This is a genomic window from Mycobacterium sp. 48b (assembly GCF_048282725.1).
Lineage (GTDB): Bacteria > Actinomycetota > Actinomycetes > Mycobacteriales > Mycobacteriaceae > Mycobacterium.
Map to the genome: position 1 here is coordinate 6,262,532 of NZ_JBLVUL010000001.1, position 24,120 is coordinate 6,286,651.

Annotated in this window: 21 protein-coding genes; 9 read left to right on the forward strand and 12 right to left on the reverse strand. The window is 68.3% G+C overall.

The annotated features are described in order from the left end of the window. Window positions 1–16: 16 nt before the first annotated feature. Together ACNQR1_RS30665 and ACNQR1_RS30670 are read left to right on the forward strand one after the other, a co-directional pair. Entirely contained in the window at window positions 17–868 is an 852-nt protein-coding gene (locus ACNQR1_RS30665) for a hypothetical protein (RefSeq protein WP_418049303.1), read from the forward strand. A gap of 23 nt (window positions 869–891) precedes the next feature. Then, on the forward strand, window positions 892–1,602 hold the full coding sequence (locus ACNQR1_RS30670; protein WP_418049304.1) for a crotonase/enoyl-CoA hydratase family protein: 711 nt from the start codon (window positions 892–894) through the stop codon (window positions 1,600–1,602). 30 nt (window positions 1,603–1,632) lie between these two features. On the opposite strand, the gene ACNQR1_RS30675 is transcribed toward ACNQR1_RS30670, so the two are convergent. Further along, the gene (locus ACNQR1_RS30675) at window positions 1,633–2,178 is read right to left on the reverse strand and encodes a protease inhibitor I42 family protein (RefSeq protein ID WP_418049305.1); all 546 of its coding nucleotides are present in this window, start codon (window positions 2,176–2,178) and stop codon (window positions 1,633–1,635) included. Between the two features lie 182 nt (window positions 2,179–2,360). Between ACNQR1_RS30675 and ACNQR1_RS30680 the strand changes: the two genes are divergently transcribed. The 5 genes from ACNQR1_RS30680 to recD are packed head-to-tail and all read left to right on the forward strand — an operon-like array spanning window position 2,361 to window position 12,203. Next, window positions 2,361–2,837 carry a MarR family winged helix-turn-helix transcriptional regulator gene (locus tag ACNQR1_RS30680; RefSeq protein WP_418049306.1) on the forward strand — a complete coding sequence of 159 codons (477 nt, stop codon included), beginning with the start codon at window positions 2,361–2,363 and terminating at the stop codon, window positions 2,835–2,837. After that, window positions 2,834–4,081: an MFS transporter gene (locus tag ACNQR1_RS30685; RefSeq protein WP_418049307.1), complete on the forward strand. Its 1,248-nt coding sequence runs from the start codon at window positions 2,834–2,836 to the stop codon at window positions 4,079–4,081. The genes ACNQR1_RS30680 and ACNQR1_RS30685 overlap by 4 nt, the downstream gene beginning before the upstream one ends. A 24-nt stretch (window positions 4,082–4,105) precedes the next feature. Next, complete coding sequence (gene recC / locus ACNQR1_RS30690) at window positions 4,106–7,291, forward strand: exodeoxyribonuclease V subunit gamma (RefSeq protein WP_418049308.1); 3,186 nt, start codon at window positions 4,106–4,108, stop codon at window positions 7,289–7,291. Further along, the gene (recB, locus tag ACNQR1_RS30695; protein WP_418049309.1) at window positions 7,288–10,542 is read left to right on the forward strand and encodes an exodeoxyribonuclease V subunit beta; all 3,255 of its coding nucleotides are present in this window, start codon (window positions 7,288–7,290) and stop codon (window positions 10,540–10,542) included. Before recC ends, recB begins: the two co-directional genes overlap by 4 nt. After that, entirely contained in the window at window positions 10,542–12,203 is a 1,662-nt protein-coding gene (recD, locus tag ACNQR1_RS30700) for an exodeoxyribonuclease V subunit alpha (protein WP_418049310.1), read from the forward strand. Before recB ends, recD begins: the two co-directional genes overlap by 1 nt. On the opposite strand, the gene ACNQR1_RS30705 is transcribed toward recD, so the two are convergent. The 3 genes from ACNQR1_RS30705 to ACNQR1_RS30715 form a co-directional block, all read right to left on the reverse strand. After that, a complete protein-coding gene (locus ACNQR1_RS30705) occupies window positions 12,200–12,349 on the reverse strand; it encodes a hypothetical protein (RefSeq protein ID WP_090424544.1) in 150 nt (49 codons plus the stop codon). The genes recD and ACNQR1_RS30705 overlap by 4 nt on opposite strands. A gap of 160 nt (window positions 12,350–12,509) precedes the next feature. Continuing rightward, entirely contained in the window at window positions 12,510–12,929 is a 420-nt protein-coding gene (locus tag ACNQR1_RS30710) for a hypothetical protein (RefSeq protein WP_418049311.1), read from the reverse strand. 71 nt (window positions 12,930–13,000) lie between these two features. Beyond that, window positions 13,001–14,767 carry an alpha/beta fold hydrolase gene (locus ACNQR1_RS30715; RefSeq protein ID WP_418049312.1) on the reverse strand — a complete coding sequence of 589 codons (1,767 nt, stop codon included), beginning with the start codon at window positions 14,765–14,767 and terminating at the stop codon, window positions 13,001–13,003. A gap of 171 nt (window positions 14,768–14,938) precedes the next feature. Here ACNQR1_RS30715 and ACNQR1_RS30720 point away from each other — a divergent pair, with 171 nt between their 5' ends. Next, on the forward strand, window positions 14,939–15,544 hold the full coding sequence (locus tag ACNQR1_RS30720; protein ID WP_418049313.1) for a TetR/AcrR family transcriptional regulator: 606 nt from the start codon (window positions 14,939–14,941) through the stop codon (window positions 15,542–15,544). A 10-nt stretch (window positions 15,545–15,554) separates the two neighbouring features. Here ACNQR1_RS30720 and ACNQR1_RS30725 read toward each other — a convergent pair whose 3' ends face one another. Beyond that, window positions 15,555–16,436, reverse strand: a complete 882-nt coding sequence (locus tag ACNQR1_RS30725) for an SDR family oxidoreductase (protein ID WP_418049314.1) — start codon at window positions 16,434–16,436, stop codon at window positions 15,555–15,557. 76 nt (window positions 16,437–16,512) lie between these two features. On the opposite strand from ACNQR1_RS30725, the gene ACNQR1_RS30730 reads away from it, so the two are divergent. Beyond that, on the forward strand, window positions 16,513–17,073 hold the full coding sequence (locus ACNQR1_RS30730; RefSeq protein WP_418049315.1) for a TetR family transcriptional regulator: 561 nt from the start codon (window positions 16,513–16,515) through the stop codon (window positions 17,071–17,073). 11 nt (window positions 17,074–17,084) lie between these two features. Here the strand turns inward: ACNQR1_RS30730 and ACNQR1_RS30735 are convergent, their stop codons facing one another. The 7 genes from ACNQR1_RS30735 to ACNQR1_RS30765 all read right to left on the reverse strand — a co-directional run bounded on the left by ACNQR1_RS30735 (window position 17,085) and on the right by ACNQR1_RS30765 (window position 24,116). Then, entirely contained in the window at window positions 17,085–18,305 is a 1,221-nt protein-coding gene (locus tag ACNQR1_RS30735) for a hypothetical protein (protein WP_418049316.1), read from the reverse strand. Continuing rightward, on the reverse strand, window positions 18,302–19,378 hold the full coding sequence (locus tag ACNQR1_RS30740; RefSeq protein WP_418049317.1) for a VWA domain-containing protein: 1,077 nt from the start codon (window positions 19,376–19,378) through the stop codon (window positions 18,302–18,304). The genes ACNQR1_RS30735 and ACNQR1_RS30740 overlap by 4 nt, the downstream gene beginning before the upstream one ends. Continuing rightward, window positions 19,375–20,457, reverse strand: coding sequence for a hypothetical protein (locus ACNQR1_RS30745; RefSeq protein WP_418049318.1), 1,083 nt, complete (start codon window positions 20,455–20,457; stop codon window positions 19,375–19,377). Before ACNQR1_RS30745 ends, ACNQR1_RS30740 begins: the two co-directional genes overlap by 4 nt. After that, entirely contained in the window at window positions 20,448–20,924 is a 477-nt protein-coding gene (locus tag ACNQR1_RS30750) for a hypothetical protein (RefSeq protein WP_418049319.1), read from the reverse strand. Before ACNQR1_RS30750 ends, ACNQR1_RS30745 begins: the two co-directional genes overlap by 10 nt. Next, complete coding sequence (locus ACNQR1_RS30755) at window positions 20,914–21,786, reverse strand: DUF58 domain-containing protein (RefSeq protein ID WP_418049320.1); 873 nt, start codon at window positions 21,784–21,786, stop codon at window positions 20,914–20,916. The genes ACNQR1_RS30750 and ACNQR1_RS30755 overlap by 11 nt, the downstream gene beginning before the upstream one ends. A gap of 7 nt (window positions 21,787–21,793) precedes the next feature. Further along, window positions 21,794–22,762: an AAA family ATPase gene (locus tag ACNQR1_RS30760; protein ID WP_418050565.1), complete on the reverse strand. Its 969-nt coding sequence runs from the start codon at window positions 22,760–22,762 to the stop codon at window positions 21,794–21,796. Window positions 22,763–22,850: 88 nt separating this feature from the next. After that, window positions 22,851–24,116 carry a hypothetical protein gene (locus ACNQR1_RS30765; protein WP_418049321.1) on the reverse strand — a complete coding sequence of 422 codons (1,266 nt, stop codon included), beginning with the start codon at window positions 24,114–24,116 and terminating at the stop codon, window positions 22,851–22,853. Window positions 24,117–24,120: the final 4 nt, after the last annotated feature.

Sequence of the window (24,120 nt, forward strand, 5' to 3'; positions counted from 1 at the left end):
GTGATATACCCACTTGGTGGGGATCATCGATTCAGTCACGGAGCGGGGGCGTGAGTTGGCTAGTTTCGAACCGGGTGCGTGGACTGCGCTCGCAGCATGGGTGGCGATCGTCGTCGTCGTCATCGCGCTGGTCTATGCGTGGCGGCAGTATCTGAAGGCCAAGGAACGACAGGCCGAACTGACCCAGCCCAACGTGTCGATGTTCATGGAGCCCAGCAGTGCCGATTGGCATCTGGTCGAACTCGTCGTCCGCAATTACGGGCAGCGGCCGGCCTACGGTCTGCGGTTCGAATTCGCGAACCCGCCGACGGTCGGCAAGTACGAAAGTTCCTACGACGACAACTTCGTCGACATCGTGCCGTTGAACCTTCCCGCCGAGATCCCTTATCTGGCGCCGTCGCAGGAGTGGCGCATCGTGTGGGATTCGGCGCTGGACCGCAAGCAGTTGGGTGAGGCCATCGCGTCCCGTTTCGACGGCGCGGTCACCTACTACGACGAGCCGGGCTCCCCCGGCAAGCCCAGCGGGCGCAAGCTGCGCAACACCGCGGTGCTGGATTGGGCGACGCTGCCGCCGGTGGACCGCATGGAGCTGCTGACCACGCATGACCAGGCGCGCCGGGAGAAGCAGAAACTGGAGTTGTTGCGCGGTGTGCTGACCTATTTCCAGTACGCGGCCAAGGAGACCGACGAGCAGACGCTGCGGAACGAGATCAACCGCATCAACGCCCTGGGTGCCGAGGTGCGGTCCCGGTGGCGCGATCGCTACGAGGCCAGCCATGACGATGACGACGACGATTACGACGACGACGATCCCGAGACCGATCTGATCAAACCGGCCGTAACGTCCGGCAGGCGGCATCGGGCCTGAGCCCACTCGCTACCATCGGTGCGATGAGCAGCCTGGTGAGCTACGAGCTCAACGATGCCGTGGCCACGATCACGATGGACGACGGCAAAGTCAACGCACTGTCGCCTGCGATGCAGGCCGAGATCAACGCGGCACTGGACCAGGCGGCCGCAGGCGCGGCTGCCGGCGACGTGAAAGCCGTGGTGCTGGCGGGTAATTCGAAGGTTTTCAGCGGCGGGTTCGACCTCAGCGTGTTCTCGGCCGGCGACCCGGCAGCCACCCTGGGCATGCTCGCCGGCGGTTTCGAGCTGTCTGTGCGGTGCCTGAGCTTTCCGGTGCCGGTGATCATGGCCGCGACGGGGCACGCCATCGCGATGGGCTCGTTCCTGCTGCTGTCCGGCGATCACCGGGTCGGCTCGGTGACGTCGCGGTGCCAGGCCAACGAGGTGAAGATCGGGATGACGCTGCCGATCTCGGCCATCGAGATCATGCGGATGCGCTTGACCCGGGCCGCATTTCAGCGCGGAATCTCCATGGCCGCGGTGTTCACCGGCGATGCGGCGATCGCGGGCGGCTGGCTCGACGAGGTCGTCGAGCCCGACGCGGTGCTGTCTCGCGCCCAGGAGGTGGCCGCAGAGGCCGCAGCGACCTTGAACACCGGTGCACACGTGGCCAGCAAGCTCAAGGCCCGTGCCGAGGCCCTGACCGCGATTCGCGCCGGGATCGACGGCCTGGCACAGGAATTCGCGGGCTAGACGCTTTCCGGTCGGCCCTGTCCCACGGGCTCACTCACGCAGGCGCCGTACCAGCAGGTACACCAGGCGCCCGATCAACCCGAACACCGTCACCAGGACCACCACCGCGGCCACGTACGGCAGAACGGACTTGGCACCCGAGGCGATGCCGTCCCACCAGGTCGGAGGGCCCACCGTCACGGTCAGCGCGTAGCGCCGGCACACCCGGTCACCATTGTCGGATTCGACCAGGCTGACCTGTGCGGTTCCCGTCTGCTGCGCCCGGTATCTCATGGTGTTGGTGCCATTGCCGTTTCCGGCCGGCGGCTTCCGGGCCGGCTGGTAAAGCTGGCCCAGGTACTCCGCGACGTCGGGGGCGGAGTTGTCCTCCTTGCGCCACTGGCAACCGGTTTGGTCGTAATCGTCGGCGAGCACGATGTCGAAGAGCTGACCACTCCGGACCTGGACATGACCGCCATTGTCATCGTCGGTTGCGATCACATCCGGCTGCGGCGCACAGCCCCCCGCCATCAGCACCAGCGAGAACAGAAGCGAAAGAGCCAGCCAACGCACGGGCCGGACCATCCCCTCTGACATCCGACAAGCGTATGGGCCCGCTACCACGGCGGTTGACGGCAATCTCGCCCCAACGGGGCGGTCCACTCACGTTCGTAACGCCACGGCGGTGAAACGCGCGATTCTTCGCCCTGACGTTACGAACGCGGAGAGGCGCGCCCGACGACTCCGCGCGCGCACCGCCGATCGCCCCCAATACATGTATGTGCTATGCACATATAGTGCCTCGCTACAACCAACTCGATGAGCTCCTGGTGCGCATCCACACCGTCCGGCAACGCCCGGGGTGGCGGCGCCGGCTGATCGACGCGTCGGGCAGTGTCCCGTCCCTGTCGACGCTGCGGGTGTTGCGGGCCGTCGAGCAGCGGGCGAAGGCCGGGCAGGGCGCATCGGTCGGCGAGGTGGCCGAGTACATGGCCGTCGAGCACTCCACCGCCAGCCGCACCGTGGCCAATGTCGTCGCGGCCGGCCTGCTCACCAAGACCCAAGACGCCGGGGATCAGCGCCGCTGCGTGCTCACCCTGACCGACGCGGGACGCCGGGCCCTGGCCGACGTCACCGAACGCCGGCGGGAGATGGTCGCCGAGACCGTGGCCGACTGGCCGGAGTCCGAGGTCGACAAACTCGTCGACCTGTTGGAGCAGTTGGTGACAGATTTCGAGCGGGGGATCTGTTCATGACGGCCCAGACCACTGCCCGCCCGCAGCCCCGCGGCGCCCTGCGGCTGATGTTCGACCCGGTCTTCGGCGCGCTGTTCTGGGGCAAGATGTTCTCCGTCGTCGCGGTGTGGACGCACGGCATCGTGGCGGCCATCGTGATCTTCGACGCCACCGGCTCGGCGGTGATGGTCGGCATGGTCGGCGTCGCGCAGTTCCTCCCCCAGCTCATCCTGAGCCCGACCAGCGGCAAGTGGGCCGACGTCGGCAACCCGGCCCGCCAGATTCTGTGGGGCAGGGTGCTGTGCATCATCGGCTCCGGTTCGACCGCACTCTGGCTGACCCTGTCCCCCGACCTGCAGGGCACCGCCGCGGCCATCCCGGTACTCGTCGGGTCCACCCTCGTGGGCTTCGGATTCGTCATCGGCGGTCCGGCCATGCAGTCGGTCGTGCCGAGCCTCATCCGCGACGGCGAACTACCGACGGCCATGGCGCTCAACAGCATTCCGATGACCATCGGCCGCATCCTGGGCCCGGCGATCGGCGCGTTCCTGGCCGCCCGCCTCGGTGCGGCGCCCGGCTTCGCGATCAGCGCGGGCCTGCACATGGTCTTCGCGATCTTCCTGCTGCTGGTCACCTTCCCCGCCCGACCCGAACGCAGTCCGGACGGCGACTACCGGGTGCGCGCGGCACTGGCCTACGTCTGGCGCGACCGCCCACTGCTGCTGGCGCTGCTGGCCGTGGCGACCGTGGGGTTCGCCTCCGATCCGTCCATCACGCTCACCCCGTCGATGGCCGAGGATCTCGGCGGCGGCGCCCATCTGGTGGGTGCGCTGTCGGCGGCGTTCGGCATCGGCGCGGCAGTCGGGATGGTGGTGGCGTCTCTACGCGGACGGCTACCGGCTGCCCCGGTGTCGGCGATCGGGCTGTGGCTGCTGGTAGCCGGGTCGGGTCTGCTGGCACTGAGCACAGTAACGGCCTTGGCCCTGGCCGGTTTCGCGATCGCGGGGCTGGGTTTCGGCTGGGCGATGACGGGGTTGAGCACCGTCGTGCAGGAGCGCGCCCCCGAACAGTTGCGGGGCCGCATCATGGCCTTGTGGCTCGTCGGTTTCCTCGGGTCACGCCCGTTTGCGGCGGCACTGCTGGGCGGTGCGGCCGACGTGTTCAACGTGCGGGTGGCGTTCATGATCGCCGCTGCCATCACGCTCGTCGTCGCACTGGCCGCCCGGCCCGCCGCGCTGTCGGCACCAAACGCAGCAACACTCTGAGCGGGTCTCCTATCGTGTGTGTCGATGGCACTGCACCTGCACCGGGCCGAGCGCACCGACCTGCTCGCCGACGGGCTGGCAGGTCTGCTCTCGCAACCCCCTGCTGATCCGTTCGCCCAGGAACTCGTGCTGGTACCCGCCAAAGGCGTGGAGCGCTGGCTGAGTCAGCGGCTGAGCAACCGGCTCGGGGTGTGCGCGGCGGTCGAGTTCCGCAACCCGCGTTCGCTGATCGCCGAGCTGACCGGTACTGCCGAGGAGGATCCGTGGTCAGCCGATGCGATGGCCTGGCCCCTGCTGGCGGTCATCGACGAGAACCTGGACCAGCCGTGGTGTGCGCCGGTGGCCACCCACCTCGGCCACTTCGAGACCGGTGACGAGTACGAGCTGCGTCAGGGCCGGCGCTATGCGGTGGCCCGCAGGCTGGCCGGGCTGTTCGCCTCCTATGCACGGCAGCGCCCGCAACTGCTGGTCGACTGGGACGGCCTGCCTGACGACCTGTCCTGGCAGGCGCCGCTGTGGCAGGCGCTGACCGAGCGGATCGACGCCGAACCGCCGCACATCCGGCACGCGAAAACCCTTGCCCGGCTGACCGAATCGCCCAGTGACCTGCCCGAGCGGCTGTCGCTGTTCGGGCACACCCGGCTACCGGTCACCGAGATCGAACTGTTGACCGCGCTGGCCACCCACCATGATCTGCATCTGTGGCTGCCGCACCCCAGTGACGACCTGTGGCAGTCGCTGAGCGCGCACACCGGACCGCTCCCCCGCCGTGCGGACAGCAGCCACCGCGATGTCGGGCATCCGCTGCTGGCCACTCTCGGCCGCGACCTGCGGGAGTTGCAGCGCAGCCTGCCCACCCCCGACACCGACGAATATCTCGGCGGCACAGGGTATCCCGACACCGTGCTGGGCTGGCTGCAGTCCGACATCGCGGCCAACGCGGTGCGCCCGGCCGGGCGGGTGCCGCGGCCCGAGGACCGCTCGGTGCAGGTGCACAGCTGCCACGGCCCGGCCCGGCAGATCGAGGTGCTGCGCGAGGTGCTGCTGGGCCTGCTCGCCGACGATCCGACCCTGGAACCGCGCGACATCCTGGTGATGTGCCCGGACATCGAGACCTTTGCGCCGTTGATCACGGCCGGCTTCGGGCTCGGCGATGTGGTGCGGGGCGCGCATCCGGCGCACAAGTTGCGGGTGCGGTTGGCCGATCGTGCTCTGGTGCAGACGAATCCGCTGCTGTCGGTGGCGGCGTCGGTACTGACCCTGGCCGGCGGGCGGGCCACCGCGAGCGAGGTGCTCAACCTGGCCGAGTCGGATCCGGTGCGGGCCCGGTTCGGGTTCACCGACGACGATCTGGAGGCCATCACCGCCTGGGTGCGTGAGGCCAACATCCGGTGGGGTTTCGATCAGGAGCACCGCAGCCCCTACGGCGTCGAATTCCTGCACAACACCTGGCGTTTCGGCATCGACCGGGTGCTGGCCGGGGTGGCGATGTCCGACGATTCGCACGCCTGGCTGGGCACCACGCTGCCGCTCGACGACGTCAGCAGCAACCGGGTGGAGCTGGCGGGCCGGTTCGCCGATTTCGTGGAAAAGCTCCGGCAGGCGGTCGATCAGCTCAGCGGGGTCCGCCCCCTCGGTGAATGGCTGTCCGCGTTGAGCACGGGGATCGAGGCGCTCGCGCACTCCGACGAGGAGTGGCCTGCCGCCCAGGTGCAGCGCGAGTTCGCGGAGATCACCGAGGCCGCGGGTGCGGCTGCAACACCCGTGCGACTCAGCGATGTTCGCGCGCTGCTCGATCGACACCTGGCGGGGCGGCCGACGCGGGCCAATTTCCGCACCGGCACGCTGACGGTGTGCACCATGGTGCCGATGCGCTCGGTTCCGCACCGGGTGGTGTGCCTGGTCGGGTTGGACGACGGCGTGTTTCCCCGGCTGGGTGCCGTCGACGGCGACGACGCGCTGGCCCGCGACCCGCGCACCGGCGAGCGCGACATCCGCTCGGAGGACCGCCAGTTGCTGCTCGACGCGATCGGCGCGGCCACCCAGACGCTGGTCGTCACCTATACCGGCGCCAACGAGTACTCCGGTCAGGCCCGCCCACCGGCGGTGCCGTTGGCCGAGCTGCTCGACACGCTCACGATCACCGCCGAGCAGCCCGTCGCAGTGGTGACCGCACACCCATTGCAGCCCTTCGATGTTCGCAACGTCACCCCGGGCGCGCTGTTGCCCCACGGCCCGTTCACATTCGACCCCACGGTGCTCACCGCGGCGCAGGCCAGTGCCGGGCAACGGGCCGAGCGGCCGCCGTTCTTCGCCCACCAGCTGCCACCGCGAGCCACCGACGATGTCGCACTGGAGGATCTCGTCACGTTCTTCGAGGACCCGGTGAAGGGCTTCTTCCGCGCGCTCGAGTACACGCTGCCCTGGGATGTGGACGGGGTGTCGGACGATATGCCGGTCGACATCGACGCACTGGAGGAATGGACCGTCGGCGATCGCATGCTGAACGACATCCTGCGCGGCATGACCCCCGCCGACGCCCAGCAGGCCGAGTGGCGTCGTGGCACGCTGCCGCCGGGCCAGTTGGGTTGGCGGCGTGCGATCGCGCTGCGCGATCAGTGCGCACTGCTGGCCACCGAGGCACTGCGACATCGCAACACCGACCCGCAGGCCTATGACGTCGACATCGACCTGGGTGCCGGGCGCCGGCTGACCGGCACGGTCTCACCCGTGTTCGGTGACCGGCTGGTGTCCGTGACCTATTCCAAGCTCGACGGCAAGCACCTGCTGCAATCGTGGATTCCGTTGTTGGCGTTGGCCGCCGGGTATCCGGACCGCGACTGGTCGGCGGTATGTATCGGCCGGCCCCGGCGCGGTGACAACCCGCGCGTGGAGGGGTTGGGCCGGCCCGACGATCCGGTCGCGCTGCTCGCCGACCTGGTCGCCATCTACGACGCGGGCCGCCGCGAGCCGTTGCCGCTGCCCATCAAGACCTCGTATGCGTGGGCGGCGGCGCGGCATGCCGGTGACGATCCGGAGCGCGAGGCCGGATTCCGGTGGCGTAGCTCCCGATTCCCCGGCGAGGATGAGGCACCCGCGCATGTGCGGGCCTGGGGCCGCGGTGCGCCGTTGAGCCGGCTGGTCGGGCTGGGTGAGTATTCGGAGCGGTTGTGGCTTCCGGTCCTGCAGGCCGAGAGGTCGCCGTCGTGAAGGTCTTCGATCTGCTCGGCCCGTTGCCGCAGACCAACAGCACCACGGTGCTGGAGGCCAGTGCCGGCACCGGCAAGACATTCGCCCTGGCCGGCCTGGTCACCCGGTTGGTGGCCGAGGGCGCCGCGACGCTGGACCAGATGCTGCTCATCACGTTCGGCCGGGCCGCCAGTCAGGAACTGCGCGAGCGGGTGCGCGCCCAGATCCTCGGTGCGCTGGTGGCGCTGGAGGATCCGTCGCGCGCCGACAATGATCTGCTGCGATATCTGGTGGCCGAGGATCAGCAGGCCCGGCGACAACGGCTGCGCGATGCGCTGGCCGGTTTCGATGCCGCCACCATCGCGACCACGCATCAGTTCTGCCAGATCGTGCTCAAATCCCTCGGTGTGGCCGGGGACAGCGATTCGGGTGTGACGCTGGTCGAGAGCCTTGACGAGCTGGTGTGCGAGATCGTGGACGATCTGTATCTCGCCCACTTCGGCGCTCAGCGGGACGTCCCGGAGCTGGGGTATGCCGAGGCGCTGCGGCTGGCCCGCGTCGTGGTGGCCAATCCCGGCACCGAGCTGCGCCCGCTGGATCCCGAGCCGGAATCGCCGGCGGGCGTACGGCTGGGGTTCGCGCGGGCGGTGCTGGCGGAGTTGGAGATTCGCAAGCGCCGCCGCGGTGTGCTGGGCTATGACGATCTGTTGACCCGGCTGGCCGGGGCGCTGGCGGCGGAAGGTTCGGCGGCGCGGGTGCGCATGGCGCAGCGCTGGCCCATCGTGATGGTCGACGAGTTCCAGGACACCGACCCGGTGCAGTGGCAGGTGATCGAGCGGGCCTTCTCCGGGCGGTCGACGCTGATCCTGATCGGTGATCCCAAGCAGGCGATCTACGCGTTCCGCGGCGGGGATATCGACACCTACCTGCGGGCCGCGGCCACCGCCGGTGACAAGCAGACGCTGGGCACCAACTGGCGCAGCGACAGTGTGCTGGTGGACCGGTTGCAGGCGGTGTTGCGCGGCGCCGAACTCGGCGGACCGGACATCGTGGTGCATGACGTGCAGGCCAATCACCAGGGCCACCGGCTGGCCGGGGCGCCGCACAACGATCCGTTCCGGTTGCGCGTGGTGACTCGGAATCGGACCGGTACCAAGGTGATTCCGATCGCAGATCTGCGCGATCACATCGGCAAGGACCTGGCCGCAGATATCGGTGCGCTGTTGACCGCTGGCGCCACCTTCGACGGCGAAGAACTGCAGGCCCGCGACATCGCGGTGATCGTCGAAACGCACAAGGACGCCAGGGCCTGCCACACCGCGCTGCTGGATGCCGGCATCCCGGCCGTCTACACCGGGGATTCGGATGTGTTCAATTCCGAGGCCGCCGAGGACTGGCTGTATCTGCTGGAAGCTTTCGATCAGCCGCACCGGCCCGGGTTGGTGCGCGCCGCGGCGGCCACGATGTTCTTTGGGGAGACCGCGGAATCCCTTGCCGCCGGCGGCGATGCACTGACCGACCGGGTCGCCGACACGTTGCGCACGTGGGCCGGGCATGCTCGCGAGCGCGGCGTGGCGGCGGTCTTCGAGGCCGCGCAACTGGCCGGCATGGGCAAACGGGTGCTGTCCTGGCAGGGCGGCGAACGGTTGATGACCGACCTGGCCCACGTGACCCAACTACTCGGCGACACCGCCCACCGGGAGGGTTTCGGGCTGGCGGCGCTGCGGGACTGGCTGCGTACCCAGCGTTCCGAGGGTGGCGGCACCTCCGAACGCAACCGCCGCCTGGACAGCGACGCGGCCGCGGTGCAGATCATGACAGTGTGGGTGAGCAAGGGGCTGCAGTTCCCGATCGTGTACCTGCCGTTCGCGTTCAATCGCTATGTGCCGGAGCCGGATCTGGTGCTGTTCCACGACGAGGGTGTGCGCTGCCTGCAGATCGGGGGGCCGGACCCGGCGGTGACCCGGGCAGGCCGGGCTGAGGCGGCCGCCGACGACAGCCGCCTGACCTATGTGGCGATGACGCGGGCCCAGTCGCAGGTGGTGGCGTGGTGGGCGCCGTCGAACGACGAGCCGAACGGCGGCCTGTCGCGGCTGTTGCGCGGCCGCGCCCCCGGGCAGGATGAGGTGCCCGACCGGTGCGCGCCGGCCAAGGTCTCCGATGACGATGCGCTGGCCCGGTTGCGGGCGTGGGAAGCCGTGGGCGGTCCGGTACTGGAGGAGTCGGTGATCTGCCCGGCCACGCCCGTGCCCGTCCTTGCCGTGCCAGATGATCTGGCGGCGCGGCATTTTCACCGCTCTATCGACACCGCCTGGCGACGGACGTCGTACTCGGGGCTGTTGCGGGCGGCCGAGGAGGACGGGAACCCCGGGGTGTCGAGCGAGCCCGAGGTCGCCGAGCTAGATGACGAGTCGACCGACATCGCGGTCATCGCCCCGGCCCAGGGTGCCGACGTACCGTCCCCGATGGCGTCGTTGCCCACCGGGGCCGCGTTCGGTTCGCTCGTGCATGCGGTGCTGGAGACCACCGACCCGTTGGCCGCGGATCTGACGGCCGAGCTGAAGGTCGAGGTGGTCCGCCACGCGGCCCGCTGGCCGGTCGAGGTGTCGGCTGACGAGCTGGCCGAGGCGCTGGTGCCGATGCATGACACTCCGTTGGGTCCGCTGGCATCCGGCGTGACACTGCGCGAGATCGGGCTGACCGACCGGATGTGCGAGCTGGATTTCGAGTTCCCGATGGCCGGCGGCGATCTGCGCGGCGGCGAGTTCGCGCGGCTGGCCGACGTCGGGACTCTGCTCGATGAGCACCTGCCTGCCGACGATCCCATGGCCGTCTATGCCGAGCGGTTGTCCACGGGGCTGCTGGGCCGTCAGCCGCTGCGCGGATACCTGTCCGGTTCGGTGGATGTGGTGCTGCGGATCGGGCAGCGTTTCGTCGTCGTCGACTACAAGACCAACTGGCTGGGCACCGGTGATGCGACGCTGACCGCGGCCGACTATGGGCGGGACCGGATGGTCGAGGCCATGTTGCACTCGGACTACCCGCTGCAGGCGCTGTTGTACAGCGTTGTGCTGCACCGGTTCCTGAGGTGGCGGCTGCCGGACTACGACCCGGCGGTGCATCTGGGCGGCGTGATGTATCTGTTCGTGCGCGGGATGTGCGGGGCACAGACGCCCGTCGTCGACGGGCACCCGGCGGGGGTGTTCAGCTGGGAGCCGCCCGCGGCGCTGGTGATCGCCATGTCGGAGCTGCTGGATCAGGGAGCCGCGTGATGCTGGACGCTTTCGCCGAGATCCTCGAACCCGCCGATGTGCAGGTGGGCAGGAGGTTGAGCACGCTGGCCGAGGAGAGCACGCCGTCGGTCATCCTGGCGCTGGCGCTGGCGGTGCGGGCCCTGCGCGGCGGCTCGGTGTGTGTGGACCTGCGTACGGTGGCCGAGCAGACCCAGTTGCCGGAACTGCCGTGGCCCCAGCCCGACGAGTGGTTGGCGGCGGTGGCGGCCAGCCCGTTGACGGGCACTCCTCCGGTGCTGCGCTTGTTCGGAGATCTGTTGTACCTGGACCGGTACTGGTTGGAGGAACAGCAGGTCTGCGATGACGTGCTGACGTTGGTGGGCGCCCGGCCGGGCGGCTCGGATCCCGATGTGGCGCGGCTGTTCCCGCCGGGCTTCGAGGAGCAGCGGGCCGCGGCGAAAGTGGCGTTGTCGCAGGGGTTGACCGTGCTGACCGGTGGGCCGGGCACCGGCAAGACCACCACGGTGGCGCGACTGTTGGCGCTGCTGGCCGAGCAGGCCGCGCTGGCCGGTCGCCCGTCGCTGAGGATCGCGCTCGCCGCGCCGACGGGTAAGGCCGCGGCCCGGCTGCAGGAGGCCGTGCAGCTCGAGGTGGACCGGCTCGATGCGGTGGACCGTGAGCGGATCTCGGGCCTCCAGGCGACCACGCTGCACCGGCTCTTAGGCTCCCGCCCGGACACCTCGTCGCGGTTCCGCCATCACCGGGCAAATCGGTTGCCGCACGACGTGATCGTGGTCGACGAGACCTCGATGGTGTCGCTGACCATGATGGCCCGGCTGCTGGAGGCGGTGCGGCCGCAAACCCGGCTGCTGCTCGTCGGTGATCCCGATCAGCTCGCCTCGGTGGAAGCCGGGGCGGTGTTGGCAGATCTGGTCGACGGGCTGGGCTCGCGTGGCGTGGCTGCGCTGCAAACCTCGCACCGCTTCGGTGAGTCGATCGGCGCGCTGGCCTCAGCAATCCGGGCTGGGGACGCCACCAGCGCGGTGCAGGTGCTGGCCGCCGGCGGTGAGCACGTCGAGTGGGTGTCCTCCGAGCCCACCGAGCGGCTGCGGGAAGTGCTTGTGCCGCATGCCCTTGCGCTACGGCAGGCCGCGGTTCTCGGGGATGCGCGTACCGCGCTGGCCATCCTCGACGAGCACCGGTTGCTGTGCGCGCACCGGCACGGCCCGTTCGGCGTCGCGCAGTGGAACCGTCAGGTACAGCGCTGGCTGGCCGAGGCGACCGGGGAACCCACGTGGGCCACGTGGTACGTGGGACGGCCAATCCTGGTGACGGCCAACGACTATGGCCTCAAGCTCTACAACGGTGATACCGGCGTCACGGTCGCCACCCCGGACGGGCTGCGCGCCGTCGTCGGTGGGACCGTGGGCGGGTCCGCGTCATTCGCGACGGGCCGGCTCACCGAGGTGGAGACCATGCACGCCATGACGATCCACAAGTCCCAGGGCAGCCAGGCCGACGAGGTGACCGTGCTCTTACCGCCGGAAGACTCCCGGTTGTTGACCAGAGAGCTCTTCTACACCGCGGTCACCCGGGCCAAGACGCGGGTACGCGTCGTGGGTACGGAGGCCGAAATCCGCGCGGCTATCGCCCGGCAGGCGGTCCGAGCGACCGGCCTGCGAAAGCGGCTGAAGCTCTAAACGGCGCGTCCGGCGAAAAACGCGCCGGAGATGAGGCCGATCACGATGGCCAGGGTGGGCAAGCCCATCGCCACAGCCGTCACGACGCCGGCGACCGCGCCGATGCCGAGCACCAGCAGAAGTACGCCCACAACAGCACCGAACATTGCACGCCCTTTCGTATGACAGCGATCACAATGTACATCGTCCGTAAGCTGAATCACATACGGATCGCGCACCAATTCGGTTAACGATTTCGCGGCAAAATGTATAGCTGAGCTTGGTATATGCCTTGTTCAGCGGGTGTCAGCGAACTCGGGCCGCGGACTACCCAGCGCCCGAGATGCTCAGCGCCCAGAACACCAGCGCGTTGAGGGCCACGAGCGTCAGCAACGAGATCGCGAACGCGCGCCCCCACCGGTGCCGGGGTGCGGCGAACGGCAACACCAGGGCGCAGAAAAGGCTCAACGGCACGGAGATGAGAACGCCGAAGACGATGCCGTAGCCGTGCGGATCGGTGGCCGGGTTCGTGTCGAAGGCCGAACTCAGCATCACGTAGACGATCAATGCCCAGAACGCCGCGGCGCCGCCACCGATGATGCCCACGACGCACCGGATGGCCAGCATGGCCTGGTAGTGCCGCTGGGCCGCCGACGGCGGCTGGGCGTAGGCGTGCGGCGCGAAGGCTTGGGGCCCGTACCGGTCCACCCATTCGTGCGGGTATTCCTCTGGCGGCGTCTCCTCCACGGCACCCCCCGGTTCGGTGTTCTCACCAGGATATGGGTGTCACCGCGGGGTGGCAGGCACCGATTTTGGCGTCAGACAGCGACCGCGAGGGATTGTCCGGCCAACGGTTCGTACACCGCGTACTGGAACAGGACGTCGAGGATCACCTTGGCCACCCCGTCCCAAGGCGTCGCCTGCACGGGGTCGGCCGAGGTGAACGGCAGGACCACCGCCGTCGCGGTACCCGACGAGGTGGGGATCTGGATGCTCTCCTGCGGCGCGCCATGGACACCGGTGTCGGTGCCGTTGTACATGTCGTTGATCCAGCCGGCCGAGATCGTCTTGACCGCATCGACGTTCTGCGGTTGCGAGAAGCCGGCGATGAGATATTCGGCGAACTGCAGGATCGAATTGGCGCCCTGCAGACCGTCGATGTGCCGCCCGCCGACCAGCATGACCCCGTTGAACTCGCCGGGCCGCGCGGCCTGCAGTTCGTCACCGACGGTGCCGTCGAGATTCCATACGTACCGCTCAGATGAAATGAGCAGCACCGGACGGTAATTGGCGCCGTTCAGGTCGGCCAGGGCCTCGGGCAGGTCGTTGTGGGTGTCCACCGCGTCGAGCAGCACGACCCCGGCGAGGTCGTCGACCGCGCCGTTGTCGACCATGCGTCCGGCGGCGCCGGTGACCAGCATGCCGCCCAGGGAATGGCCGACCAGGACAAACTTGGACGGCAGCGTGACGGGGTGGCCTGCGGCGGCGCTGGCGCTCGCGGTCAATTCGGACCGGTCATCGGCGAACAGGTCCGCGACGGACTGCTGCATCGGCTCCCCGCCGATCCATTCACCGCTGGGGTCGAACAGGTTTGACGACAGGGTGGGGACGACGACGACGCTGTTGGTCTCCTCGGCCAGATATGCCGCGGTGTAGCTGTACATCGGGCCGGTGGCCATGAAGCCGTGCTGTAGATAGATGACGCCGGTCGCGGACTCTGGGTCTTCGGGGAAGTACCAGTCGGCGCGCACGGTCTGGTTGGTTCCCGGCATGTCCAGCGTCGAGCTGCGGACGGTGACGTTGCTGCCCGGCGGCAGCACCGGCGGGCCCGAGAACACCTGCAGCGCAGCGCCGATCACGTTGAACACCACGGATCCGACGATGTTGACCAGCGGTACCGAACCCTGTCCGGCCGGAGTGCCGACGGCCACGGCCAGTTGTGCCACCGGTCGCTCGGCCTGAGCGGTCGGCAACCGGTCGGCGATATCGGCGATCACCTCGCGGCCCTGCGTGGCGATGCGGTCGACGGCCGTGTTCACCTGTGCGAGTGGCGTCTTTGCCTCGGGTGCATGGGTGACGGCGTCGACCGCGTCGGCGATTTCCGGTGCCGCCTTCTCGACTGCTGCGGTACCGGTGATGTCGGGAGCGTCCGACGCGGGACGCTTCGTCGCGGGTTTGGGCCGCGGAAGTGACTGCGCGGTCCGCAGGTTCGGCCTGCGGGCGGCAACCTCGGCAAGTGTGGTCGTGGCCTTGTCGGTGATGCCCTCGACCAGATCGCGGACGCCGGATGGTGTCGGCAGGGACGCGGGCGAGGCCTTGGATGACGACAGCCGCGGACGCGGACGTACCGGGGCGTCGTCGACCCGGCGCGGTTTGTCCTTGCGCGGACCGAGCCGCGCGGACCTGTCGCGGGCCGTCGATGACTTGCCAGAGTCGTTGGCGGACTGCGTGGTTGACTTCTCGCCGGCACCGTCGGCATGTGCCGGCGCAACGGCGGCGGCGATCAGTCCCATCCACAACGCGACCACCAGCGCGCCGAGCCCCATCGCCGGCACCACATGAAATGCACTCCCCCGTTTGGCCACGCAGGCACGCTAACCGGCGGCGGCGACGATCCGCAGGAAAATGGAACAAATAGGCACAAATGTTTCTTTAATGCCGAGGATGAGCACCCGTCGGGCATACTGAGATCCCAATACACAGCCGAGCAGGACAGTCGATTGTCAGCACCAGTACGCCGATCCCGTGGGCGCCCGGTGGGCGGGGGCAACAGCGCCGAACAGGCTCGCGAGGTGTTGATGGATGCCGCCGAGCACCTGTTCACCACCCGCGGCTACCGGGCCGCGACGATGGAGGTCATCGCCCACGAGGCCGGCTATTCACGTACCGCGATCTACCGTCAGTTCGCCAACCGCAACGAGTTGATCGCGGCCATGGTGCAACGCACCACCCAGCGGCACATGGCCTCGATCCTGACGCGCATCCCCGAGGGCGCCGGGCCCATCGAGCTTCTCGTCGAGAGCCTGGTCATCGTGGCCACCGAGCTGGTCGCCGATCCACTGCTCAACACCATCGCCGACCAGACTCCCGACGGCACGATCGCGTCGTTGATCGCCAGGGACTCCGAACTGACCGAACTGGTGACCGCCACCGTCGAGGGCATCATCGCCGACGACGCCACCCGGTTCCGGCCCGGCGTACACCCGAATGACCTGGCGCAGTTCATCATCGCGACCTCGCTCAGCTTCCTGGTGAACGCCGTGCCGGTCCGTAAGGATCCCGCGGTGGCGCGAGACTACATCGAGACGTTCATCCTGCCGGCCATCGTGAAGGAGCCACCACCGCCGCGTCGGGTGTTCTGAGTAGCGCCGCTCATTCGAAGTAGTGCCCGCGGTCGAGATCCTCGAGCAGTCCCGCTCCCGAGGGCTGCCAGCCGAATCGTTGCCGGGTCAACGCGCTCGATGCCGGGACGTCGAGGGCGAACATCCCGCCGATCCACCCGAAGTGGTCGAAGGCCTGGTCGACCGGGACGCTGGTCACAGGCAGCCCGAGATGGCGACCGATGGCCGTGGCGATGTCGCGACCCGCAACGCCCTCCTCGGCCACCGCGTGCAGAACCGTCCCGGACGGCGCCTGCTCGACGGCCAGCCGGAACAGCGGGGCGGCGTCGAGGCGGTGCACCGCCGGCCAGCGGTTGGCCCCGTCGCCGATGTAGGCCGAGACACCTTTCTCCCGCGCGACCTGGATCAGTCGTGGCACGAACCCGTGATCGCCCTCGCCGTGCGTCGTCGGTGACAGCCGCACGATCGAGGCGCGTACCCCCTTGTCGGCGAAAGCCAGCACCGCGGGCTCGGAGTGCCGGGGCAGCCCGGGCTGGAACGGGTCGTTCTCGGTGAATACCCGACCGGCACTGTGCCCGGCCATGCCGGAGGTGACGACCAGTGGACGGTCCGAGCCGGCAAGGGTCATCCCGAGGACCTCGATGGCCCGCCGGTCCAGCTCTCCGGCGTCGGTGAAGTTGTCGAAGTCGTGACGGAAGGCCAGGTGGATGACGCCATCGCTGGCGTCGGCCGCGGTCCGCACGCTGTCGTGATCGTTCAGGTCGCCGCGATGGACGCGGGCGCCGGCCGCACCGATCGCGTCAGCCGAGGCGTCGGAGCGGGCCAGGCCGACGACGTCGTGACCGTGGGCAACGAGATCACGAACTACCGCGGTGCCGACAAAACCGGACGCGCCCGTGACGAAAACCTTCATGGAATCCTCCTGATGTCAGAAACTGTCATCACTGCCAACGCGATGACAGTCACTGACATTCCCTAGGATCACATTCATGAGCCGCTGGGAGCCCAACGCGAGCGACCGCCTGCAGGAGGCGGCCCTGCAGCTGTATCTCGAGCGCGGGTTCGACCAGACCACGGTCGCCGAGATCGCCGAGCGGGCCGGGCTGACCGAGCGCACCTACTTCCGGTATTTCGCCGACAAGCGCGAGGCACTCTTCGGCGGACAGACCATGCTCACCGAGCTCTTGACCGCCGCCATCGCCGATGCCCCGGCCGCAGCGCCGCCGCTCGACGTGGTGGGCGCCGCCTTGACCGCGCTCGGCCCGGTGTTCGAGGGGCGGCGCGACCATGCCCTGCGCAGGCAGTCCGTCGTCGACGCCAACCCCGCGCTTCAGGAGCGCGAGCTGATCAAGCTCGCCACGCTGTCCGGACAGATGGCAGAGGCGCTGCGAGCCCGTGGCGTCGGCGATGCCGCGGCGCGCCTGGCCGCCGAAACCGGGATGGCGGTGTTCAAGGTCGCGTTCAGCCGGTGGGTGCAGGACAGCTCCGACACCGGGCTGGCCGAGATCGTCACGTCGACGATGGACGACTTGAAGGCGTTATCCGCCTAGCGATGCCGGGCTCACTCGCGCTCGCCACCGTAGGAGCTGGAGTCCTCCAGGATGGCTTGCAGCTTGCCCTCCGGGCCTGAACCGACGCCTTCTCGGTCCTCGAGATGCAGGTCCGGAGCACTGGTGTTCTTGTCCCCCAACGGAAGTCCGTCCGGCCCCACAGGTCCGAGGATCTGCGCGGGATTCGGCGCGGCGGGGTCGGCCACCTGCAACGGGCCATCGCCGGCGCCGCCGGGTGGCGGTGGTGCACCCTGCGGTGGTGGTGGCGCCGCCGGGAGGTTCTCCCCGGGCAGCGACGGCAACGGCGGAGTCTCCGAGGACGACTGACCGCCGCCAGGGGCGAGCGGCGGGAGTTCGGGCGCCCCGCCCTGCCCGATCGGCGGCAGGGCAGGCGCATCGCCCGACCCCTTCGGCGGAGGAGGCGGACCTTGGCCCTGGCCGGGCACCTGCTGCTGCCCGGGAACCTGGCCCGGGCCTTGGCCCGGCGCCTCGCCCTGGCCGAGACCTTGACCCGGCGGGAGTGGCAGGGCCGGCGGAGGCGGAGGCGGTTCCGGGGTCACCACCGCGGGACCGGTCGGCCGCGGCGGGGGCGGTGCGTGCATCGCCGCCAGTTTGCGTTCCAGCCGCGGCTTGGCATCCGCCCGCACGGCGCGCCGCTCCTCGTTGGGATCCGTGTTGTACAGGAAGCACCCCTCGGGGGCGTCCTTGACCACGGTCAGTGCGGCGTTGTAGAGCCGGTCGGCGTCCTCGGGGCGTCCGGACCGCACGGCCAGGTCGGCCAGCGATTCCCGCACGAGTTCGAGATTGATCCGTACCGGGCAGGAGTCGTCGCCGTCGAAGCGTTCCAGCGCATCGCTGAACCGTGCTTCGGAATCGTTGAGTTTTCCTTCCAGGACAAGCAGATCCCCCTCGGCGAAAGCGATGTTGCCGGGTTCGATCACCCCGAACGATTTCAGTTTGTCCACGTCGACGCGCAACGCCTCGATGTCGTGCCGGTTGAACGAGTCCACCGCCGAATGTCCGACCGACACCACGGCGATCAGCCCGGCGACCACGAGCGCCAGGAGCGCGGCGACGGGCACGGTGTAGAGGAAGAGCCGACGGCGCAGTCGCAGCCGCCGCTGCGGCGGGTTGAACCACGCCACCGTGCGGTGGCGCGCGATCTGCAGGAACTGCCGCAGCAGCGGAATGATCTGGCCCAGTATCTGGTTCGGCTTTTGACGCAACATCATTGGGCCACCACGTCCTCTGCGGTGAGGTCGCTGCGTGACAACCGGTTACGCCGGACTTCACGCACCATCAACACCGCCTCGATGGACAGCAGTGCCGCGCTGATCAACGCGAACACCCAGTACCACTCGGTGCGCCCGATCAGCGGATCCTCGTCACCGCTGACCTCGCCGCCGTCGACCATGCCGCCCGAGGCGACCGGCGGCAGCACCGGCACGATTTCCGCGCCGGGCTCACGGTGAAAGTATTTGACACCAAGGTTTTTCGCGATCTCCTGCAAGCGGGCCTCGTCGAGTCCGGACCGGATGATCGCGCCGGTGTTCGGGTCGCCGAGATAGTTCTTGCGGCCATTGGCGTAGCTGTGTGGAATCGGTCCTCCGGCCGGGGTGCCGTATCCCAGCACTGCCCCACCCTTGAAGAGATCTTCGGGGATGTCGAACGATCCCGGTTTGGCTTGATCGCCTTTGGCCCCGTCACCGAAGTAGAACACCAGGCTCTTCGACTCCGGGTAGGCCTGCTTGGCCGCTTCGAGCTGTTCGCGCAGTAAATCTCTGGCGACGACCGGGTCGATGAAACTGTAGGAGTCATAGGGCGTCAGGGAGTACGCCGACAAGTTCTTGACGTAGGCCTCGAAGCTGTCGGTGTCGGGCGACAGCGGCCAGTTGACCTTGGCCTTGGTCGCGAACCCGATCATGTTGAACCGGGCCGTCCGGTACTTCTCCATCAGCGCGGCGATATCGGCCCGGATGCCCTCCATGCGCGCCTGGCCGTTGCCGTAGTCGGGGATCCGCGAGGTCACCGAGCGGTCGACGACGAAGAACACGTTGATGTCGGAGACTCCCCCGCCTGCGGCGGAGGCCTTGCGATCGCCGTCGTCGGCGATCCCCGGCCGAAACGCCGCCAGGACCAGCAGCAGTGCGGCGAATGTCAGTCCGAGCCAGCGCAATACGACGGGACGGTAGCGGCCCGGGTTCGTCCGCACCAGCAGCTGATAGAGGGTGAACACCCGAACGGCCACGATCAGGAAAGCCAGGATCGCGAGCACGTAGACGGGCAGGACCGGGGCGAAGTTCATCGGCGCAGCACCCCCAGTCCGACCGACAGCGCCAGTGCCGCCACGACCGCGATGGCCAGGGGCACCGTCGGGATGTCGAAGTATCGCTTCGAGTCCTGGTTGATCCCGAGGTAGCGCGGTACCGGCGGATTGTCGTTGATCTTGTCGAGGGCACCGTTGAGGATGTCGTTGGCGCCCTCGGAGGATCCGGTTCCGGCGGGGTTGTAGAGCGAGAAGCGTCCCTTGGTCGCATCGGCCAGGGCACGCAGGGAATCGTTGCCGGCCTGGCTGATCTGTCCGACGTCGGCCCGGGAGATGGCGTTGATCTGAATCCCTTCGCGCTGCGCCATGGCCAGCACCTGGGACTGGTCGTAGAGCGACGGCCGTTTCTCGTTGTCAGCGCGGAACTTGCTGTAGCCGATGTAGACGAGTTGGCGGCGGTGGGAGCCGCTGCTGTTGCCGAACCCCGACAGGCACATCGCGAGGGTGTCTTCGAGGCTCGGCGCGTAGTCGACGTACTTGATCGGCCGGGCGAAGGCCTCGAGACCGGCTGCCAGTTCGAGCTTCTGCTCCACCGGCACCTGCTGGTGGGTGTCGAGTTTCTGCTGAATCCCGGCCAGCCCGGCGAAGTAGCGCATCCGTTCTTCGGCGAAAGCGCGGTCACGGGTGATCGGCAGCGCACGCAGGTTCTGGGAGGTGATGCCGAACGCGGTTGCCTTGGAGTCCTTGGCCTTTCCGGCCCAGTAGTTCAGGAAATCGGCGGTGGTCGGATCGTTGACGGGCTGGCCCACACACAACATGACGTCGCGGGGGTAGGCAGCGTCGTAGCCGTCGTTGGCCGTGGCGAGCTTGGCGGGACGGGCCGCGGCGACGATGGCGCCCAGGAAGGCGATCGCCACCATCGATCCGACGACGGCCATCGAGATCAGGTAGATCCGTTGGACGCGGGCGAATTCGGGCAGCCGGGTCAGGCGGCTGACGTTGGCCAGTGGTCGCATCCGACGTTGCACCTTGGCGACCGGCAGTCGCCAGGCGATGATCACGGCCACCGCAAGGCCCAGCACGCCGATGACGAGCAGCCAGGTCCATCTCAGGTCCATGCGTGGATCAACTCCTCGGCCGAGCGGCCCAAAGCCACGACGTCAGCGCGGGATTCGGGATTGAACTGCGCGTCGTGCAGAAGCGTCAGCAGCGGGACGGCATCGGACAACTCGTTCTGGGCGAGGTGCTCGGTCAGCAGGTTCTTGGCATACACCCCGCTACGCAGGTACAGGAAGCTGCGCAGGGTGTGGTTGTAGGCGGTGGCAGCGGCCTCCCGCGACAGCTCCCGTCGGCCGTAGCGCGCGGTCGTCTCGGTGATCGCCCGGGTGAACCGGCGCCGGGTCAGCTGGGCGTGCCAGTCGCGAAGGACAGGGATGGACCGCAACCGTTGCGGCGGCAGCGTCCAGATGACCACGCCGGCGCACCAGGCGATCAGCGCCACGACGATCGCGGCGGCCAGCACCAGCCACCATCCCGACGGGGCGAGCGGTCCGCCGATGAACCTCAGCAGGTCATCACCGGGCATTGCTGTACACCTCCGTCAGATGCGTGATCCGGTTCCGGACTTCGGCGCTGCCGCCGATCCGGACGAAAGGCACCGCCATCCGTTCGAAGAACCGGTCGAGCTCGACCGTCCGCTGTTGTTCGGCGCGGCGGTAGGCGTCGACCACGGTCCGGCCCAGGGTGGTGCCGTCGGGGACGAACCGTCCGGTACCCACGTCGTAGCCGTCCATCTCCCCCTGCTCCGCGCCGACGGCCGGCATGTCCGAGATCGCGACCCACAGCAGCTCGTGGCGGCCCGCCAGTCGCTTGACGGCCTCCTCAAGCTCGGCGGAGATCTCCGGCTCGTCGGCGATGACCACCATCAACAGCCGCGCCCGATGACTGTGCGCGACGTAATTGAGCTGGGTGACGATGCGGCTTTCCCCGACGTCGCCGACGCTGTGCGCCGCGAGCTGCTCGAGCATCCCCTCGATGTGGTTCTCGCCCTTGCGGCTTCGCACCGTGGCACTGCCGCGGACATCCCCGTAGACCATGCCGAGCTCATCGGATCGGCTCATGCTGATCATCCCGATGACGCCGGCCACCACACCGGCGATGTCACGTTTGAACTCGCCGCTGGGCGCCAGGGCCGACATGTTCCGCCCGGTGTCGCACACCAGCAGGATCTTGTGGTGCTTCTCCGTGACGAACTTTGTGACCAGGGTGTCGCCGGCTCGGGCGGTGGCCTTCCAGTTGATGTCGCGGATGTCGTCGCCGGGCACGTACGGACGCAGGTCGTCGAACTCCAGCGTGCGGGTGTGCAGCAACGCATGCTTGCCGCCTTGCAGCATGCTGCGGCTGACGTTGCCGAAGTACTGCCGCGCGCGGTTGAGGTGCCTACCCATCGCCGGACTACCCGGGTACCGGAACCGCTTGCAGTACCTGATCGATCACGGACTCCGGGGTGACCTTGGCGCTGACCGCCTCGAATCCGAGGATGAGCCGGTGCCGCAGCACCCGGTAGGCCACCTTGTGGATGTCCGGCGGCAGAACATGATTGCGGCCGGCGATCAGCGCAGCGGCGCGCGCCGCACTGACGAAGGCGATGGTCGCGCGCGGGCTGGCCCCGTACTCGATGAAGCGGGCCACCTCGGGGCGCAGGAACTGCTGTGGTTCACGGGTGACGTGGACCAGCCGGCTGACGTACTGCATCAGCACCGGATCCATGTGCACGTTGCGGGTGGTGACCTGCAGTCGCCGAATGGTTTCCAGGTTGACCACCGGCCGCGGCACGCCCGTCCGGTCGTAGACGCCGCGGTCCCTGCGCTGTAACACCTCGACCTCCTCGTCGGGGGTCGGGTAGCGCAGCACCTCTTTGAGCATGAACCGGTCGGTCTGGGCCTCCGACAGCGGATACGTGCCCTCCTGGTCGACGGGGTTCTGGGTGGCGATCACCAGGAACGGCTCGGGCAGTGGATAGGTCGTTCCCGCGATGGTGGTCTGGCGCTCCTCCATCGCTTCGAGCATGGCGCTCTGCGATTTCGAGCTCGAGCGGTTGATCTCGTCGAGCAGGACGATGTTCGCGTGCACGGGGCCCAGCTGGGTTTTGAACTCGGCCGTGGTCGCGTCGTAGATCTGGGTGCCCAGAATGTCGCTGGGCAGCAGGTCCGGTGTGCACTGGATCCGCTGGAAGCTGCCCGCGATCGCGTCCGAGAGGGTGCGTGCCGCCGTCGTTTTCGCCAGCCCCGGCACGCTTTCGAGCAGGATGTGCCCGCCACTGAGGAGACCGATCAGCAGCGTCTCGCGCAGTTGCTCCTGCCCAACCACCTTGGCGCCGAAGGCATAGCCGATCTCACGGACCGCCTGCAGGGCCAGTTGCAGTTCCTGATTGCCCGGCTGAACCCGGTTGGTCAGTGTCGTACGTTCCCCCGACTCCACGCCGGGCTGTTGGAGTTCCACTCAGTGATCCTTACTCGTAGGTGTAGGTCGGGGGATTCTTGGTGAGGTCGACGTAGCCGCCCATGTTGACCCGCACGGTCTCGTCGTTGACGTTGAACATCGGCTCGGTGGACTGCGCCGACAGCTTCATGTCGACGGCGCCGCTGACCGTGGCGTGGCCACTGAGTCCCTCCCCGAAGACGTGCGGCGGCATCCGCAGCGTCACCTTGTCGGCGTTGGTCGGCGCGGTCCAACGGGCGCTGCCTTCGATCAGTCCGTAGGCGGCGCGGGAGGCGTCCATGGGGCACTTGGGCGGTGCCAGGGCAGTCGATTTGGCGCACTCGGTCATGGCGTCCAAAATCGCCTTGTCGGCGGCCTGCTCGCCCTCATCGCTGACTTCCAGCTCATAGTCGGCGTCCTCTTCGGGTTGCTTGTAGGACGCCCCCGACTGCAGGTAGGAATCGCGGCGGTATTTCAGGCTGATGTTGGGGTTCGAGCTGCTCACCTCGATCGCGCCCGGAAAGAGGTAGGCGATGCCCGACGACGGCAGCGGCTTGCCGAATATGCTGAACGAATCCAGCAGCGCCGTCGACCCTTTGGCTTTCTCTTTCTCGAAATTCAGTGCATAGGTGGGGTATTCCACCTTGTAGGTACCGTCGCCAGATTGTTTGACGGGGATTTCCTGGTCGACCGCCTGATCGCCGAAATTGGCCAGCACATGCACCGAGGTGGAATCCTCGCCGAGGATCTTGATGTCGGTGATCGGCATCTTGTCGATCTGCTTCTTGAGTACCTCGTCGGTGAGGTAGGTCTTGTCGGGAGGCTGGTTGATCCCGAACGACAGCGCCTTGTCGGCATCGCCTTTCGCCAGCGCCTTCAGGTACCCCTCGACCGCACCGCCGGCGGTCGTGGCATCCGAGCCGGACCCACCGACGAACACGACGACGCCTACCACCACCGCGACCACGAGGACCACGGCGCCGGCGATCATGCCGAACAGCCTGCGGCGATTCTTGGGTGGGAGGCTGCCGTAGGACGGAGGTTCGAAGGCCGGGGCACCGAACGACGGCGCACCGGCTGGAAAGGGCGCATTCCCTGGCGGATTCGGGTATCCGCCGGGGAACGGCGGCGTGCCCGACGGTGGGGCGCCGAACGCCGGGCCGCTGAAACCACCGCCGGCCGGTCCCGGCGAATACGGTCCGGGGGCCGGCGGCTGCGGACGCACCGGAGGCGGAAAACCTTGTGGCGGCTGAGATGCATCGCCCCCGATGGGATTGTCTCCCCCGAAGTTGGTCACGGCG

What these genes read in the sequence shown, in the direction of transcription:
- ACNQR1_RS30725 (WP_418049314.1), bottom strand. Translation starts at nt 16,436, where the DNA reads ATGAAGGTTTTCGTCACGGGCGCGTCCGGTTTTGTCGGCACCGCGGTA.
- ACNQR1_RS30675 (WP_418049305.1), bottom strand. Translation starts at nt 2,178, where the DNA reads ATGTCAGAGGGGATGGTCCGGCCCGTGCGTTGGCTGGCTCTTTCGCTT.
- ACNQR1_RS30750 (WP_418049319.1), bottom strand. Translation starts at nt 20,924, where the DNA reads ATGCCCGGTGATGACCTGCTGAGGTTCATCGGCGGACCGCTCGCCCCG.
- ACNQR1_RS30755 (WP_418049320.1), bottom strand. Translation starts at nt 21,786, where the DNA reads ATGGGTAGGCACCTCAACCGCGCGCGGCAGTACTTCGGCAACGTCAGC.
- ACNQR1_RS30670 (WP_418049304.1), top strand. Translation starts at nt 892, where the DNA reads ATGAGCAGCCTGGTGAGCTACGAGCTCAACGATGCCGTGGCCACGATC.
- ACNQR1_RS30740 (WP_418049317.1), bottom strand. Translation starts at nt 19,378, where the DNA reads ATGAACTTCGCCCCGGTCCTGCCCGTCTACGTGCTCGCGATCCTGGCT.
- ACNQR1_RS30680 (WP_418049306.1), top strand. Translation starts at nt 2,361, where the DNA reads ATGTGCTATGCACATATAGTGCCTCGCTACAACCAACTCGATGAGCTC.
- recD (WP_418049310.1), top strand. Translation starts at nt 10,542, where the DNA reads ATGCTGGACGCTTTCGCCGAGATCCTCGAACCCGCCGATGTGCAGGTG.
- recC (WP_418049308.1), top strand. Translation starts at nt 4,106, where the DNA reads ATGGCACTGCACCTGCACCGGGCCGAGCGCACCGACCTGCTCGCCGAC.
- ACNQR1_RS30735 (WP_418049316.1), bottom strand. Translation starts at nt 18,305, where the DNA reads ATGATGTTGCGTCAAAAGCCGAACCAGATACTGGGCCAGATCATTCCG.
- ACNQR1_RS30685 (WP_418049307.1), top strand. Translation starts at nt 2,834, where the DNA reads ATGACGGCCCAGACCACTGCCCGCCCGCAGCCCCGCGGCGCCCTGCGG.
- ACNQR1_RS30745 (WP_418049318.1), bottom strand. Translation starts at nt 20,457, where the DNA reads ATGGACCTGAGATGGACCTGGCTGCTCGTCATCGGCGTGCTGGGCCTT.
- ACNQR1_RS30730 (WP_418049315.1), top strand. Translation starts at nt 16,513, where the DNA reads ATGAGCCGCTGGGAGCCCAACGCGAGCGACCGCCTGCAGGAGGCGGCC.
- ACNQR1_RS30705 (WP_090424544.1), bottom strand. Translation starts at nt 12,349, where the DNA reads ATGTTCGGTGCTGTTGTGGGCGTACTTCTGCTGGTGCTCGGCATCGGC.